The sequence below is a fragment of the bacterium genome, from assembly GCA_039961635.1.
GTDB lineage: Bacteria > 4484-113 > 4484-113 > JAGGVC01 > JAGGVC01 > JABRWB01.
Window position 1 is genome coordinate 1 of the sequence record JABRWB010000040.1, and the last position, 14,736, is coordinate 14,736.

General features: G+C 54.1%; 15 protein-coding genes and 1 tRNA gene. 3 read left to right on the plus strand and 13 right to left on the minus strand.

Going from position 1 to position 14,736, the window contains the following annotated elements; translation table 11 throughout:
- Positions 1 to 321 precede the first annotated feature (321 nt).
- The 3 genes from HRF49_06465 to HRF49_06475 are packed head-to-tail and all read right to left on the minus strand — an operon-like array spanning position 322 to position 3,547.
- Positions 322 to 1,608 carry a hypothetical protein gene (locus tag HRF49_06465; protein ID MEP0814292.1) on the minus strand — a complete coding sequence of 429 codons (1,287 nt, stop codon included), beginning with the start codon at positions 1,606 to 1,608 and terminating at the stop codon, positions 322 to 324.
- Complete coding sequence (locus HRF49_06470) at positions 1,557 to 1,904, minus strand: hypothetical protein (protein ID MEP0814293.1); 348 nt, start codon at positions 1,902 to 1,904, stop codon at positions 1,557 to 1,559. The genes HRF49_06465 and HRF49_06470 overlap by 52 nt, the downstream gene beginning before the upstream one ends.
- 11 nt (positions 1,905 to 1,915) lie before the next feature.
- On the minus strand, positions 1,916 to 3,547 hold the full coding sequence (locus tag HRF49_06475; GenBank protein ID MEP0814294.1) for a restriction endonuclease: 1,632 nt from the start codon (positions 3,545 to 3,547) through the stop codon (positions 1,916 to 1,918).
- 291 nt (positions 3,548 to 3,838) lie between these two features.
- Between HRF49_06475 and HRF49_06480 the strand changes: the two genes are divergently transcribed.
- Both HRF49_06480 and nadA read left to right on the plus strand, forming a co-directional pair.
- A tRNA-Ala gene (locus HRF49_06480) sits at positions 3,839 to 3,911 on the plus strand.
- A gap of 147 nt (positions 3,912 to 4,058) precedes the next feature.
- On the plus strand, positions 4,059 to 5,078 hold the full coding sequence (gene nadA, locus HRF49_06485; GenBank protein ID MEP0814295.1) for a quinolinate synthase NadA: 1,020 nt from the start codon (positions 4,059 to 4,061) through the stop codon (positions 5,076 to 5,078).
- A 32-nt stretch (positions 5,079 to 5,110) separates the two neighbouring features.
- Here the strand turns inward: nadA and HRF49_06490 are convergent, their stop codons facing one another.
- The 3 genes from HRF49_06490 to HRF49_06500 form a co-directional block, all read right to left on the minus strand.
- On the minus strand, positions 5,111 to 6,271 hold the full coding sequence (locus HRF49_06490) for an acyl-CoA dehydrogenase family protein (protein MEP0814296.1): 1,161 nt from the start codon (positions 6,269 to 6,271) through the stop codon (positions 5,111 to 5,113).
- 158 nt (positions 6,272 to 6,429) lie between these two features.
- Complete coding sequence (locus HRF49_06495; protein MEP0814297.1) at positions 6,430 to 7,680, minus strand: hypothetical protein; 1,251 nt, start codon at positions 7,678 to 7,680, stop codon at positions 6,430 to 6,432.
- A complete protein-coding gene (locus HRF49_06500) occupies positions 7,677 to 8,693 on the minus strand; it encodes a Gfo/Idh/MocA family oxidoreductase (protein ID MEP0814298.1) in 1,017 nt (338 codons plus the stop codon). The genes HRF49_06495 and HRF49_06500 overlap by 4 nt, the downstream gene beginning before the upstream one ends.
- Before the next feature lie 44 nt (positions 8,694 to 8,737).
- Here HRF49_06500 and HRF49_06505 point away from each other — a divergent pair, with 44 nt between their 5' ends.
- Entirely contained in the window at positions 8,738 to 9,442 is a 705-nt protein-coding gene (locus tag HRF49_06505) for a 3'-5' exoribonuclease (GenBank protein ID MEP0814299.1), read from the plus strand.
- A gap of 25 nt (positions 9,443 to 9,467) precedes the next feature.
- Here HRF49_06505 and HRF49_06510 read toward each other — a convergent pair whose 3' ends face one another.
- From HRF49_06510 to HRF49_06540, 7 genes are all read right to left on the minus strand, one after another.
- A complete protein-coding gene (locus HRF49_06510) occupies positions 9,468 to 9,956 on the minus strand; it encodes a tetratricopeptide repeat protein (GenBank protein MEP0814300.1) in 489 nt (162 codons plus the stop codon).
- A gap of 9 nt (positions 9,957 to 9,965) precedes the next feature.
- Entirely contained in the window at positions 9,966 to 10,535 is a 570-nt protein-coding gene (locus tag HRF49_06515; protein ID MEP0814301.1) for a uracil-DNA glycosylase, read from the minus strand.
- Positions 10,536 to 10,777: 242 nt separating this feature from the next.
- Positions 10,778 to 11,167: a transposase gene (locus tag HRF49_06520; GenBank protein ID MEP0814302.1), complete on the minus strand. Its 390-nt coding sequence runs from the start codon at positions 11,165 to 11,167 to the stop codon at positions 10,778 to 10,780.
- Positions 11,168 to 11,429: 262 nt separating this feature from the next.
- A complete protein-coding gene (gene trpS, locus HRF49_06525; protein ID MEP0814303.1) occupies positions 11,430 to 12,455 on the minus strand; it encodes a tryptophan--tRNA ligase in 1,026 nt (341 codons plus the stop codon).
- A complete protein-coding gene (locus HRF49_06530; protein MEP0814304.1) occupies positions 12,428 to 12,655 on the minus strand; it encodes a hypothetical protein in 228 nt (75 codons plus the stop codon). The genes trpS and HRF49_06530 overlap by 28 nt, the downstream gene beginning before the upstream one ends.
- A gap of 45 nt (positions 12,656 to 12,700) precedes the next feature.
- A complete protein-coding gene (locus HRF49_06535; GenBank protein MEP0814305.1) occupies positions 12,701 to 13,732 on the minus strand; it encodes a hypothetical protein in 1,032 nt (343 codons plus the stop codon).
- A gap of 72 nt (positions 13,733 to 13,804) precedes the next feature.
- The gene (locus tag HRF49_06540) at positions 13,805 to 14,575 is read right to left on the minus strand and encodes an NTP transferase domain-containing protein (GenBank protein ID MEP0814306.1); all 771 of its coding nucleotides are present in this window, start codon (positions 14,573 to 14,575) and stop codon (positions 13,805 to 13,807) included.
- Between the last annotated feature and the right edge of the window lie 161 nt (positions 14,576 to 14,736).

The window sequence follows — 14,736 nt, forward strand, 5'->3', positions numbered from 1 at the left end:
CCCCCCGTCTCCCCCGCAACGCGAATCGCCTCATTCCCCATTGCCCCGGCAATATGCCGCAGCAATGCACGCCAAATCATGTAATCCGTTTCGTTTAGGTCCCTTCTGTACTTGTTGGGCGGCGGGCTGGGAAAGCAGAAATTGGAAAATTCCCCTGCTGAATATACATGCCAGTCTGATTTCTTTTCATTCATCTTTCGGGCTCCTTAAACTGGCTCGATTGCGCATCAGGCGTTTCGTGGCGATATAGCCCGAAGGCATAGAATAACCGGAATAAACAACCTCCCGGTCTTTACTGGCCTTGATGAGCAGGCGGGTCATTTAACTATTCAACGTAACACATTTTGGTAGTCCCAAAATTTCTCTTGGGCTTGCACCGAGTTTTTTCTCGAATCTTCCATCAACCGGAACGTAGGAAGTTAACTTTGACAACTCAGAATTATAATTCAATGGAAGCTTCGGTTTAGGGTGATGAAATACCCAAGCTTTAATCTGTTTAAAATCCCATGCATCGACCAGATTAAAACCTATCACAGCGCTATTTCCAGTGCAAACGTATTTATATTTTGTAATCCAAGCTCCCGGAGGCGCATAGTCTATAAATTCCGCCTGGCGCGTTTCAGCATTCCACCTTGAGACCATGTCACCAAATAAGCTATGGAGAAATATCGATTCGTTTATGAACATATCGTACGGCCATAATGCAATAACCAATGGCAAATCCAAACGGCCGAATTTTGAACATTTCTTTTTAATTGAAGAACGTATATGCGGAATAAAAGTCCAATGCCGCGATGGTTCTGATTCTACAATTACGGACATTCCCTTATTTGTTTCTGGCCCCCTGCAAATCTTGGGGTAGACTGTAATTATAAGCTTGGCACCATTGGCGTCAAATACTTTTCTTGGCAGCATTGAATGATTATGCTTCTTCCAATATGTAACCATATTGAAACTAATGCTTTGAATCCACTCGCAGATGTCCGACACCAATTTTCTTACCTCAATGTTTCCCTTTGGAAGTCCATCCCAATCACACGTGACATCGTACATTGGACAGTCAATTTCCCTAATTGCATCCCGGAGCTGATAGATGAGTTTTCTGGCGCCCACTTCTTCACTGCTTTCTCCCGAAACAAACTTTGCCTCCAGATAGAATGCATCTCCGAAAGAAGAGCGCACAAGGAAATCGGGATGCTTCTTTGTGTTTAGCAACTCAGGATGAACACTGGCAGTAAATCCCATGCGAATTAGAAGCTGGTAAAGAAACAACTCGAAGTACGCAGCTTTATGCTGTAAATCATCCTGGGACCTAAATCTGTTTCTTAAATCAAGTTTAGCAATAGCCGGATATCCCAAGAACCATTGACTCAGCATTTTCCGCATATAAGAGGCTGCTTTCAAGGAGCTTGTGTTGAGAAATTCAAAGAACGGCATTGATTGGGGCTTTGAAGCCATATTTGATCTTCTTAGTTTATCAAAAAGCAGTAAGTTGCTTGAATGCATTTTAATAAGACTTCTTTCCTCTAATAGTGGGCAAAATGCATTTAAACAGCTTATTTCTCCTGAAGCACTGCCAACAGCTTCCGGCAGTCCTGCATATTCCAAATCCAGACATCTTCAATTGCAACGGACATTTTCTGCGGATCCCCAAAGCAATTAGTGGCCCACTTGAAAATGTTATCGATGCGGTCTTCTTCTTCATCAGTTATCGGCTCATATTTATTGCCCGCAATTTTTTCATGGGCTTTTTGCAGTAGAAAGGAGTTAACGCTGTACATAACTTGCGTTATTGCAATTGCTTCTGGATGGGACATAGAAATGTTAGGGTCATAAAGTATCCGCGAAAGGTCATCGCCATAGCGAAGTCTGTCATTCCAAGCCTTATCAAGTGCAGTACTCATTTCAATCTCCTTTAGCTAAACTCAATTTTTCCCGTCTCTCCGCCTTTCTTCTTCGCCGCGGCTTTCGGCGCGCGCTTGAAGGTCACATTCCCTGCACCCGTAGTGGGGAGGTCGATGCGCTTTCCAGAAAGCAGCTCATCGATCGTGAGTATCTGTATTATCGGGTGCTTTGACTGCGAAATTCCTGGTGAAACGTAAAATCCCGCGTCTGCGGCTTCGATTTTCATGTCCCGAGTCGGCTGCTCAAGCGTTATCAAAACTCCGATATGGGCTTCTTCACGTTCAATCACGCCCCGCAAGTCGCGAATATGGGAAACCTGTACATGCCCGCTCTTTACTGAAATCATGATCGTTTTGGTTTTGCCGTTCGTTTTGTCGTCATGGAAGTACAGTATCCCGTCAATCCCCTTGTCCGCACCCCTTTTCTGCTCATGCGGCCTGGCTCCGACCAGTCCAAGCGCCCACCATTGGAACTGATGACGGTTGCTCGCCGCAAGCTCGTTTGCCCCGGACAAATCGACTGGTTCGCCGATCACTTTGAATTCCACATTTCTGCCGTTGGCGGTCATTATGCGATGCTTGATAAGCGCGATAGCCAAGTGAGTGATATCAATGCCAATCCAACGTCTTCCGAGATTTTGCGCCGCGGCGATTGTGGTACCGCAGCCGCAGAACGGATCAAGCACGGTATCTCGGTCGTTGGATGACATAGTCAGAATTCTTTCCAACAACGCCTCCGGCTTTTGGGTTGGATACCCCAAACGCTCTCTTGCCTGCGAATTTATCGGCGGAATGTCCGTCCACACGCTTTGAACTGAAGTGCCAGGAATTTCATCCAAGTAACGCTTCAGTCTTATTCCGCCTGTTTTTGTAAAATGCAGCTTGCCCTCTTTGTCATAACGCCTCATGGTCAATATTGGGCAGCGCCAATAGCCTTTAATGCCTTTGTATTCGTACTCATAGCCCCCGCCGGTCAATCCCTTTGCGCTCAAATCGTAATCCGACCAAAGCCTGCCATCCGGATCGCTGTGGCGAAATCGCGCCTTATACTTATCGTCGTGCTCAACAACAAGCTGGTTCCACGTGTATCCTGCGCCTTTCGAATAAAACAATACGATGTCATGAACCGCGCCGAGCCTTCTTGCATCGCTATGCGCGCTTGTTCGTTTCCAAACAATCTCATTCCTGAAATTCTCTCCCCCAAACACCGCGTCCATGAGCATTTTCAGGTAATGGCTGGCGGTCGGGTCGCAGTGGAGGTAGATGCTTGCGGTCGGCTTCATCACGCGCCTTAGTTCGATAAGCCGCGGGGCCATCATCGCGAGGTAGGCCATCATGTCGTTCGTGCCAAGGAAGTCCCGGAACGCCTTCAGCGCCCGGGCCGCATCCCCCCCATATTCCAGCACTTCCTGGTACGCGGCGACGGCGCTCTGATCCCAGTGCCAGGTGTCCTCGAACGCCAGAATCTGCGCGGAGCTGGATTTGCCGTCCTTCTCCTCGAACAGCACGTTGTAGTCCTGGTTGCTCTTGAACGGCGGGTCCAGATAGACGAGGTCCACGCACTCGTCCGGGAAATACCGGCGAAGCACGTCCAGGTTGTCGCCGTAGAAAAGGTAATTCGAATTCGGGTCCAGATTGGCCATTAGTCCATGCGCCTCGGCCGATTATATCATGAAAGGCACAACATTTGTCAAGAGGCAATACCGGGATGCCCATGTCTTGTTTCAATGCGGCTCCATTGGTTTTCAACTGTCAACTGTCCAACTGTCAACTGTCAACTGTCAACTCGCCCCGGATCCCGCCGGGCCGGCGGGCCTCCTTGTTTTCATGGGCGGCTGCCAGCCGCCTCAACCCTGAACTCCTTACCCATCTTCCCCGCTTTAGTTCGCATAATTTGAATTCCCGGCGGTATTTCGTATAATGTCAGCCCTCGTGGGCCGGTGGCTCAGCTGGGAGAGCGCATCCCTCGCACGGATGAGGTCGTGGGTTCGAATCCCATCCGGTCCACATTTCCCCCCCATGCGCACATAGGCGCAAGTCCCCGGTATGGTTCCCGGGCGGCGCTCCGTTTGCTCAAACTTGATTCGCCCGTGGTATCGTATTTTGTCCGGGCGAGCGAGACCTTTGGGCGTTGCCGGACGAGGATTCTCCAAAATGCCTTCAACCGTTGATACGACGCCCGGCGAGGCTGCAATCGCAGCCGAAACCGAGCGTCTTTTGTCTTTACTGGACCCGGTGCACTGGAACCGCGAGGCCTGCGAGATGGTCGCGCCTTTGACGCTTGAAATCAACCGGCTCAAGCGCGAAAAGAACGCGGTGATCCTCGCCCACAGCTACCAGACGCCGGACATAATCTTCGGAATAGCCGACCACACCGGCGACTCGCTGGGCCTCTCCAAGGAAGCGGCGGCTACGGACGCGGACATAATCGTTTTCTGCGGAGTACGGTTCATGGCGGAGACCGCCAAGATTCTCTCGCCCGGTAAGACCGTGCTCATGCCGTCTCCGGAGGCCGGCTGCTCGCTGTCAGAGAGCATAAACGCGGCGGACGTGCGCGCGCTCAAGGCTGCGTACCCCGGCGTGCCGGTAGTCTGCTACGTCAACACAAGCGCCGAGGTGAAAGCCGAAAGCGACGCCTGCTGCACGAGCGCGAACGCGACGAAAGTGGTCAACGCCCAGGAGGGCGACAGCGTCATATTCATCCCCGACGAGCTGATGGCCCAGAACATCCAGGCCGAATCGCCGAAGCGGATAATCGCGTGGAAGGGAAAGTGCATCGTCCACGAGGAATTCGACGTGACCGCGATTTCCGAATGGAAAAAGCAGCATCCGGGATTGAAAGTGCTGGTGCATACCGAGTGCGATTCCGCGGTCGTCGCCGCGGCGGACATGGCCGGCTCGACCGAGGGGATGATCAACTTCGTCAAGAACTCGGACGCAAAGGAGTTCATGCTCGTCACCGAGTGCGGGCTCTCCGACCGGCTGCGCGTCGAATTCTCGGGCCAGCAAAAGGAATTCATCGGAAGCTGCGTGCTGTGCCCGTATATGAAAATGGTCGAGTTGCCGCACGTTTTGGAATGCCTGACCGACCCGAAGCCGGAGCAGATCGTCACGCTGGACGCGGACATAATCAAGCGCGCACGGCGTGCGATAGACCAGATGATTAAGTATTAGGTCGCACTGCGTCCGGATTTAATTCCGGGACGCTACCCCTCAATCCCGATCTCGGCAAGCAGGTTGCGCGCGATCACGAGGCGCTGGATTTCGTTCGTGCCTTCGTAAATCGTCGTGATCTTGCTGTCGCGGAAGAAGCGCTCGGCGGGAAAATCGGTCGTGTACCCGTAGCCGCCCAGGATCTGCACGGCGCGCTCGGCCACCCATACCGCCGTCTCGCTTGCGTACATCTTGGCCATCGCGCTTTCCATCGTGTGCTTCATCCCCTGCTCTTTCATCCAAGCCGCCTTGTATACGAGCAGCCGGGAGGCCTCGATGCGCGTGCGCATCTCCGCAAGGTAATTGCCGATGGCCTGGAAGCCCAGGATCTTCTGGCCGAACTGCTCGCGCTCGTTCGCGTACTTCAGCGCGCACTCGTACGCGCCCTGCGCGATGCCGAGAGCCTGCGCCGCGATCCCGATACGCGAAACGTCCAGTGCATTGAAGGCGATTTTGACGCCTTCGTTTTCCTTGCCCATCAGGTTTTCGGCCGGGACTTCCACGTTTTCATACACCATCTCCGCGGTGTCGCTTGCGCGGATGCCAAGCTTGTCCTCGGTCTTCGAAACTGTAATCCCGGGTGTGTTTTTTTCAACCAAAAAACAGCTGATGCCTTTTGCGGGCTTCGCGCTTTGATCCGTACGCGCGAACAAAACAACCAGGTCCGCGATTTTCCCGTTCGTAACCCAAAGCTTGGTTCCGTTGATTATGTATTTGTCGCCTTGCTTGTCGGCGCGGCATTTGAGGCTGGCCGCATCCGAGCCGCTTCCGGCTTCGGAAAGGCTGTAGCATGCAATCCATTCGCCGCTTGCCATCTTCGGCAAGTACTTTTGTTTTTGCTCTTCGCTGCCCCAGTTGACAATCGTTTTGCCGGTCAGCCCCGCGTGCACCGCCATGCATACCGCGAACGACGCGTCGCAACGGGAGAGCTCTTCTATCACAATGCTTTCCGAAATGTCGTCGAGCGGCTGCCCGCCGTACTGCTCCGGAATGGTCATCCCAGTGAATCCGAGCTCTCGCCATTTGTTCCAAGCGTCCCATGGAAATTCCTTGCTTTTGTCGCGCGCAGTAGCGCCGGGCAAAAGCTCGGTTTCCGCGAACTGGCGCACCGTTTCGCGAACCATTTGCTGATCTTCCGTGTATCCGAACTGCATGACGGCCTCCCAAACTTCAAACGTTGAAGCGGCCGGATTATAACACCGGACGGCGATTGTGAACCGGCGCGCAAGGCGTGAAACACGCGATTTTCTCCGGGACATCCTTTGATTTCACAAGGGGCCGCAATCCCGCATTAATATGCTCGGCCGCGCCTCTAGCCGCCGGCCTCGGCGCGCGATTTCACAAGCTCGGTGATCTTGCGTGCCGCGACGCCAAGCGGATCGGGCCGGACGATTTCGGCGCAAACCTCATCAAGATCCGCCCGCATCTTGTTGCGCCGGTCGCCGTTGTAAACCAGATGACTTGCCTCTATGGCGATGGTCGGCGGAGAAAATTTATCTTTAACAAGCTCCGGGACAACCTCCCTGCGGGCAATGATGTTGGGAAACGCGTAAAAGGGAAAAGTAAAGCCGATGATTTTGTCGGCAACCCACCTCTGCACCGGAGCAACGTCGTAAACCATTATCATCGGAATCCGCGCCAGCGTGGCAAGATGAAGAACTGTACCGCTTTTCGCGATCGCAAGATGGCTGTGTGAAACGATATCTCCCATGGAACCGGAATCCAATAGTGAACAGTTTTCCCCGATTCCTTGCTTTATTATCTGTTCCTGCAGAAACTCCCTGAACACCTGATGCGCGACCGGTACGGTGAAATGTAAATCGGGATAATTCTGCGCCAAGTTTCGGGCCGCCGCGAATAGATTTGGCGCTATCGCTTTCACCTCTTCCCATCTGCTGCCGGGCATAAGCGTAATCCATTTTTTGCCGACAGGAAGCTCCGGTTTGCACCCGGCCAAGCGGGCGAATTTTTCTCTGGACAGCGTCGGCTTCGCCACTTCCGCCATTGGATGACCGATGAATTCGTGAGGAAGCTCCAGCTTCCGATAAGCCTCCAAGCTCACCGGATAGATAAGGAAAAAGTAATCCACAAGCTGCCCGAATTCTTCGAATCTCTTCAGGTTGGCGGGAGCCTCAAAAAATCCATCGTCGAAGGCGCTTTCCCATCTAACCGGCGCGACGTGATAAACGATAATGCCGCCATAGCCCGCCTTTCTCACTCCCGCCGCGACCGCAAGATTGAGTACGCGGCTGTCTATTAATAGAACAACATCGGGTTTTCGTTCGAGAATGAATTTGACGAAATCATCCACAAGCTGCGCTGGAGTTTTTTTTTTGGCCAGCAGCATTTTCCCGACCGAAAGCAGGTTACCGACCATCCCCATCGCCGACCATTCGGCAATATCCGCGAAAAGCTCCGCGCCGATTTCCTTAAGCCGCTCGCTTCCCAGCCCGAATATCACAAGCTCTTCGTCATGGTCCGCAAGCAAGGAGCCGAGTTGATCCAATAGCAGCGCGGCATGATGCTCACCTGAAAGATCCGAGCAGGATACCGCAACTCTCATAACGCCCTCGCCATTTGGAAAGGCATAATTTCAATTGTCCTGCGCTCGTTGTAAGACTCAATCGCCGCGAGCGCGGTCGAAAGCGTATATGTGGAAGCCACTCCGTCCACCACCGGAGCCTTGTCCTCTCGAATGCAGGCAATGGCGCTGTTGAGCTGGCGAACGAGCGGCTCTTCCTTGACAGTCGGCACCTCCGCCACGAACTTTTCGTGCAGCAGTGCGACCTTCACTTCAATCAAATCCACCAGTAAAAAGCCCTCTTCACCGGTCACGAAAATCTTTCGCACCTTATAGGGCATCTGCCAGCTCGTTTCGATTATCCCGGACTTGCCTCCGGGAAATTCCAGCATCAGGCTCGCGCTGTCCTCAAACCCGCGCTCGTTCTTTTTCGCAACGCAGAAAACACTTGTCGCCTGCATACCGAGAAGATACGAAATTAAATCAATGTCGTGCGTTCCGAGATCAAGTATGATTCCGGTATCAAGGATTCGTACATTTCGCTTGCCCACGCGCAGGTTGCTTACGCAAAGTATTTCGCCGCAATCGCCGTTTTCCAGAACCCTTTTGGCCGATTCAACAGCCGGATTGAACCGTTCGATATGGCCGACGAAAACTTTTTTTCCCGCATTATTCGCGCGTCTTGTGATTTCGTATGCGTGCTCTATGGTGTCTGCGATAGGCTTTTCCACGAACACGTGCGAACCGGAGTCAATTACATCCATGGCTACAATGTGATGCATCGAAGTTGGAACCGACACAATGGCCAAATCGAGACCGCGTTCGATAAGCGCCCTGTAATCCTCGAACCTGTCGCATCCGAAGCGCGATGCCAGTTCGTCCGTTTTCTCCGTGTCGGGATCGGCGATTCCTATCAAATCCACATCCGGGCACTCGGCCAGAACGCGGACGTGGTTGCGCCCCATGCTTCCGGTACCAATTACGCCCGCCCTCAACCGGCTCACGTGCCGATTATATAAATCCTCCGCAGCACGCGCAAGGTTCAGAAAGCCCAATCCGGTCTTCCGGCATCGGTTAAAGGCTTTGATATAATCAAATTGTGGGCTACAAGCTAGTCGCGCCCGAAAAAATTGAGCGGAAGTGCGACCTCGACAGGCCGATATCCGAGGTTCGGTTCGTCGCGGTGGACATCGAAACCACCGGCAGCCAGCCCCCCAAAGACAGGATCATCGAAATCGGTGCTGTTGAAGTCCAAGGCTATTCCCTCGGAGGCACTTTCAGGGAATTCGTCAATCCTCACCGTAAACTGCCGCCGTTCATATCGCGCCTGACCGGTATCTCGAACAGCACGCTTGACGGCCAGCGGGAAGCGGAAGAAGTGCTTCCGGAATTTTTGGATTTTCTGGGCGACGCGGTGCTGGTGGCGCATTTCGCAGCCTTCGATTTCAAATTTCTGTCGATCGAAGCACTACGCGCCGCCGGAAGAAGGCTCGAAAACCACGTTCTCTGCACGTGCCGGCTGGCGCGCCGCATCCACTGGTTCCTGCCATCCAAAGGACTCGACGCGATAACACATTACTTGGATATTCCCGTAAACGGGCGACATCGCGCGCTCGGCGACGCCGAAGCCACTGCCCGCATCTTGGTCCGTTTCCAAGAATACATGCAGTCGAAGCAGTTCCGGGAGTCATTTGGATATTCCAACGGAATCCTGACCTTGCGGGATTTGCTCACTTTCCAGGATTCGCGCATCCCGGAAAGCGGAATACCCGGATTTGAAAGGCGCAACGGGGACGAGCATTGAGCGCAAGGAGCGGCCAGCCTATGCTTTATCCAGTTTTTTTGCCTATAAGCTCGATTTGCGCCATAGCCTGGGCGAAATCGCCTTGCTCCAGCTCGTGCCCGGAATCAATGTATTTCTGCAGGTGAAATCTTGCTTTTTCGAAATTTCCGATGGCGAAGTTCATCCTGCCGAGCAATCTGTGGCACCTGTGCTTTTCCGAAAATCCAAGCTCAAGCGCCTTTTCCCCCAAAAGAATAGCTCCTTCGTACTGACCGAGTTCCGCAAGCGTCGTTCCCCAAGCGAAATGAACGCCCGCGTTCTGGGGCAGCATCGCTCCGAGCTTCCTGTACAACTCCAGCGCTTGCTGAAACTCGCGGATTTGGCGCAGCGCGTAGGCCAGCCGGATCATCACCTCATGGTCGTCCGGTTTCAGCTCATTCGCCTTTTTGAATAACGACGCGGCATTCGTCCAGCGCTTCTGCTCCACCGCCTGGAGCCCCGCCTGGAAATACGATCGCCAGTCTCCGCCTTCCATAGACAAAAACTATCCTTCGGGAAGTTCGAAATTCTTGTCGGCAAGCGAGCGCAGCTTTTTGAAGTGCTTGAGGTACTCTGACTTGTTTTTCTGCGCGCGCAGAATGTAACTCGGATGCCACGTCACGAAGAACAGCTGCCCCTGGAACCGGATGAACTGCCCTATGACGCGGCCCAAAGCATACCGCGTTCCGAAAAATGCTTCAAGCGACACCCTCCCGAGCAAGACTATGACCTTCGGACGGATTAGGGCAATCTGCGCCTGCAGCCAGTGCCGGCACGCGGCGGCCTCGTCGGGATTCGGATTGCGGTTTTCCGGCGGGCGGCACTTGACGATATTGCCGATGAAAACCTGATTGCGGTCGAAACCGACCTGGGAGAGCATTTGGTTGAGAAGCTGGCCGCTGCGCCCGACGAACGGCCTGCCCTGCTCGTCCTCTTCGGCGCCGGGGCCTTCGCCGACGAACATTATGTCCGCGTCCGACCGCCCTTCGCCCGGCACGGCCTGCTTGCGCCCCTGGTGGAGCGGGCATTCAGTGCATGCGAGTATTTTCTTGTGCAGTTCGTCGAGAAGCGCCAAGGCGCGGGATTATAGCAAGGTGATAAATTTGGAGCGGCACGCGACGCGCGCCTTTGGTTTTCATTTGGGGCTGGCACGCAAAGCGTGCCTTTGTTAATGGACTTTTCAAAGTATAAAACTTGCGTATGCGACGTGCAGGTCACTTTGCGTTGCGACCCCTAATAATCATCGTACACATTTACTTTGTCCGTCTTGAACCCAACCAATGTCCGCAGGAAATCCTTGTTTGCCGTCTTCGCCATTCAAGCTGCGGAGCAATACGGATAATCTATCGCATTTTGCACAAGTCCGTGTTTCACCGGATTTTCTGAAACGTATTTCAGCCGGACGAGCCAACTTTTTTCGAAGGTCAACCGCGTATCCCGGTACTGATACCAAACGCGCCTGCCGGGCGCTTTGTCGTGCCCGTTCGCCTCGGCAGCGGTTTTGGAATGCAACTTACCGATGATTTGGAGGATTTTTGCGGCGTCCTTAATTTCAGCGACAAAATGATAATGATTGGACATCACCGCCCACGCCTGCAACGTCCACCCCGCTTCGCTGGCGATTTGAAGAAGAGCAGTATGCAGGAAATCCCGCAATGAGTTTTCCAAATAAAAATGCTGTTTGTTCAACATGGAGGCCTTTATCATGTAAATGCCTCCCTCCGGGAACCAGTGCGGAGGACGGTGCGGCCAATTGCTCGTGAACTGAAATCGCTCTTCCACGCTTCCCAATCTAGCAGAAAGTCAATTCGCCAAAATGTTATGAATTTAAATTTGGAGTGGCACGCGAAGCGTGCCTTTGTTATTGAATTGACATGCAACAATTCCTTATTCAAATCGATCCAAAACCCGAAAGGCTCTTATTGTGACGATATTTACCAAAGCGCAGCTTCGCTGCGCAGTCCAAAAACTACCCAAAATACGCGATCCCCAGCTTCTCCCGCACGTGCGCAAGAGTTTTCGCGCCTTCGGCCCGCGCCTTCCGCGTTCCTTCGATCAATATCTCGTCAACTTCCGCGGGCCTCGCTTCATACTCCTTGCGGCGCGCCCGGAACGGTTCCAGAAGCGTTTCCAGCCGCTTGTAAAGCTCCATCTTGCACTCGACGCAGCCGATCGTCCCCGCCCGGCACCTGTCCCTTGCCTCGTCCACGAAGTCCTTGCTGAACACGCCGTGGTACTTGTAGATGTTGCAAATCTCCGGCGTGCCCTTGTCCGTGGACTTTATCCGGGCCGGGTCGGTGACGCCCTTCATCACCTGCTCCTTCACCGTCTTCGAATCGTCCGAAAGGAAAATCGCGTTCCCCAGCGACTTGCTCATTTTGGCGCTTCCGTCCAGCGCGGACAGGAACGCGTCTCCGATAAGCGCGTCCGGCTCGGTTATTTCGGTGCCGAACATCCCGTTGAACTTTTTGACGATGTCGCGGCAAAGCTCGATGTGCGGTTTCTGGTCCTTCCCCACCGGCACGAGGTCCGCGTTGACGAACGTGATGTCCGCCGCCTGGCTTACCGGATAGCCGAAGAACCCGTACGTGAGCTGGTCGAATCCGGTCATAAGATCGTCGCAGGTGATAAGCCCAAGCTGCTGCGCCTCACTTTTCGTCGTGGGATTGTGGCGCAGCTTGTTCATGTTCGTGACGAGCCCGTAGAACACGGTCAGCTCGGCTATTTCCGGTATGAGCGACTGCACGCAAATCGTCGCGGCGTTCGGGTCTATCCCGACCGCCAGGTAGTCCAGCGCCACGTCGCGCACGCTTTGAGCAAGCATCCCAGGATTCTCGTAATGCGTCGTCAGCGCCTGCACGTCGGCGATGAGAATGTAAGTTTCGTATTCGTATTGGAGCTTGACGCGGTTCTGAAGCGTGCCGACATAATGGCCGAGGTGCAGCTTGCCCGTCGGCCGGTCGCCCGTCAGTATCCGTTTCCTTCGATTTTCCATTTCAGCCTCAACAGCTTTTCGAGATAATGATGGCTGGTGCGAAGCCAGTGTTTCCCGCGCTTGTTCCAGTTTACGACGCTGAATTCGGTGAACGCGCGCCTGATCGCGGTGAGGTTCCCCGGAGGGGGATCGAATTCCCTGATGAACAACTCGACGGCTTCGTCCACCGTTATTTCTTTACCCTGATTGCGTAGGAACATAAAATTAAACTCGTAAAATGACTTTCAATTGCGCCCCTATTCCCTCTACTTCGATTCAAGCCTGACCATCCAATTCAGACTTTTGGCGTCCTCCTTGAACGGCCAGTTCACCGGCTGGCCGATGTTCGTCACCGAGCTGCCCTTGTTTCCGGAGGCGTCATAGCCGACGAACATCTGCACCGTATCCCGGCTTTTGGTCTCCACGACCACGTAAAACGTGGATGACATTTTGGTTTCAGGGATTTCGAATCCCTTCCACTCGGCCGTGCTGGTGTAATTCGAATATTTGAAATTCTTCACCATCTGGATTCGCAGATCCTTGTCCAGCAGGTAAATCGCAAATACCGAGTCGGTTCCCTGCCACTGTCCTGCCAGTTTGCCGTAAACGTACACCTTCCTGATCGTGACCGGGGAGCCCGGATCGAACCTGACGGTCGCGCCGTAGCGGTAGAAGGTCAGAAAGCCGCTGTTCGTCCCGCCGTCCTTGGCGAGAAACTTGGGGCCGACCAGGTTGTCCGACGTCAACTGCGTTTTCGGGGCGAGCGAGTCCACGACGACCGCACGTATCATCCAGTTGAACTTGCCGTCTTCGATTTGCTTGTAACCGGCAGCGGGGTTGCCGATTCGGGAACGCAGCTTTGCGGGCTCGAGGTCCTGTCCCATCATAATCCCGCCGCCGCTTCCGGACGGAAGCAAAAAGTAAACCCAGAACGCTTCGCGGATGATCAGCGGATCGATTTTGAACTTATTCCATCCCGCGAGCGTGCCGATTTCATTGAACGAAAAGTTGCGGCTGTAAAGCTTGTTGTAAGTTTTGTCCAGGATCGCCAGGTATCCCTGGGGCGGGCCGTTTTTGTCCATTTCGCCGTATCTATACCCGAAAAAGCTTACTTCGGTGAGGAACGGCTCCTCGAACGCGGGCGGCGTGAACCGGACGAGGTATCCGTCGGTCAACTGAAACGTAAAGTTGTCCGCCACTCCTTCGTCGTAAAACAGCTCGTCGCAGACGCCGGGAAGCGCTGCCAGAATCAGCGCGAGTGCAGTTACAATCGAAAAACCAATTTGCCTACCGAGCATGAGACCCCTCTCCCGCGGACAGGATGAACGAAAATGATGACCAGCAATTCTAGTTTGCGCGCCATGCCGATGTCAAGGACGGCCGAGCATCCCGGAAATCCTTGCGTACTCCTCGGGGGAGTCCACATCCACCGCGATCTCCGCATGCTCGCAAACATATGCCTTAACCTTGCCATAAATCTTGCGCGAAAACGACTTCGTGTGGTCGGAGAGCGAGCCGATTCCGGCCGCAACCCTGAATATTGTACCCGCGCCGATCATCGAAGCCAATTTGAACGGCGATTTTCGATGCTTTACAAGCTCGTCAAGAAAGGGAAAATTCCTCACGAGGGCATGCCGGTTGAGCAAAAACACGTTGCCTCCCGTGAATCTTCCGTCCTTGGTTTTGATCGACGTCCGCTTCGTGCCGGGAACAAGCTTCCGGCAAATATGAACCGGGACGACGGGATAGACGAAGTCGTATTCGAGCGCAAGCGCGTCGAATGCCTTCACCAGGGCGAACGCCGACTCGGAAGTAAAAAGCGGGATGTCGCTTGTCGCGACGATCAATCCTGGGGCGACGCTGTCCTTCAGCTCGATTGTCGCGTTGCGCAGGTTGCCAACGATTCCGTATCCGCACGGGATTGTCGACGCTCCATAGCTGCGGGCGATCCTTCCGACTTCAGCGCCCTCCCCCACGACGAGCCGCCTGTTGATTCCCGGAACGCCCCTGAACGCGCGGAGCGCGATGTCGAGCATCGTGAAACCGCCGAGCGACAGCAGGGCTTTGTAAGGCGGGCAGTCCGCTCCCCAGGTTGCAGGGTCGAGTTCTCCGCCGGCAAGAACTACCAGATCGTATTTCATCGCCTCTTCCGAAGGCTCGTTTGCGGGCCTCTGGGCGCGATTATAGCACTGCCCGGCGGCAGGCAGGTCTGGGTGGACGAGTCGGGCGAAATCCAGGGCGAGGGCGCGTACGACTACGGCGATACGGCGCCGGAAGAGGAGCCGTGCGAAAAGTCCCCAAT

Excerpts from the sequence above, each read along its gene's own strand:
- HRF49_06470 (MEP0814293.1), bottom strand. The coding sequence starts at position 1,904 with ATGAGTACTGCACTTGATAAGGCTTGGAATGACAGACTTCGCTATGGC.
- HRF49_06495 (MEP0814297.1), bottom strand. The coding sequence starts at position 7,680 with ATGAGAGTTGCGGTATCCTGCTCGGATCTTTCAGGTGAGCATCATGCC.
- HRF49_06540 (MEP0814306.1), bottom strand. The coding sequence starts at position 14,575 with ATGAAATACGATCTGGTAGTTCTTGCCGGCGGAGAACTCGACCCTGCA.
- HRF49_06490 (MEP0814296.1), bottom strand. The coding sequence starts at position 6,271 with ATGCAGTTCGGATACACGGAAGATCAGCAAATGGTTCGCGAAACGGTG.
- HRF49_06475 (MEP0814294.1), bottom strand. The coding sequence starts at position 3,547 with ATGGCCAATCTGGACCCGAATTCGAATTACCTTTTCTACGGCGACAAC.
- HRF49_06530 (MEP0814304.1), bottom strand. The coding sequence starts at position 12,655 with ATGTTCCTACGCAATCAGGGTAAAGAAATAACGGTGGACGAAGCCGTC.
- trpS (MEP0814303.1), bottom strand. The coding sequence starts at position 12,455 with ATGGAAAATCGAAGGAAACGGATACTGACGGGCGACCGGCCGACGGGC.
- nadA (MEP0814295.1), top strand. The coding sequence starts at position 4,059 with ATGCCTTCAACCGTTGATACGACGCCCGGCGAGGCTGCAATCGCAGCC.
- HRF49_06510 (MEP0814300.1), bottom strand. The coding sequence starts at position 9,956 with ATGGAAGGCGGAGACTGGCGATCGTATTTCCAGGCGGGGCTCCAGGCG.
- HRF49_06520 (MEP0814302.1), bottom strand. The coding sequence starts at position 11,167 with ATGATAAAGGCCTCCATGTTGAACAAACAGCATTTTTATTTGGAAAAC.
- HRF49_06535 (MEP0814305.1), bottom strand. The coding sequence starts at position 13,732 with ATGCTCGGTAGGCAAATTGGTTTTTCGATTGTAACTGCACTCGCGCTG.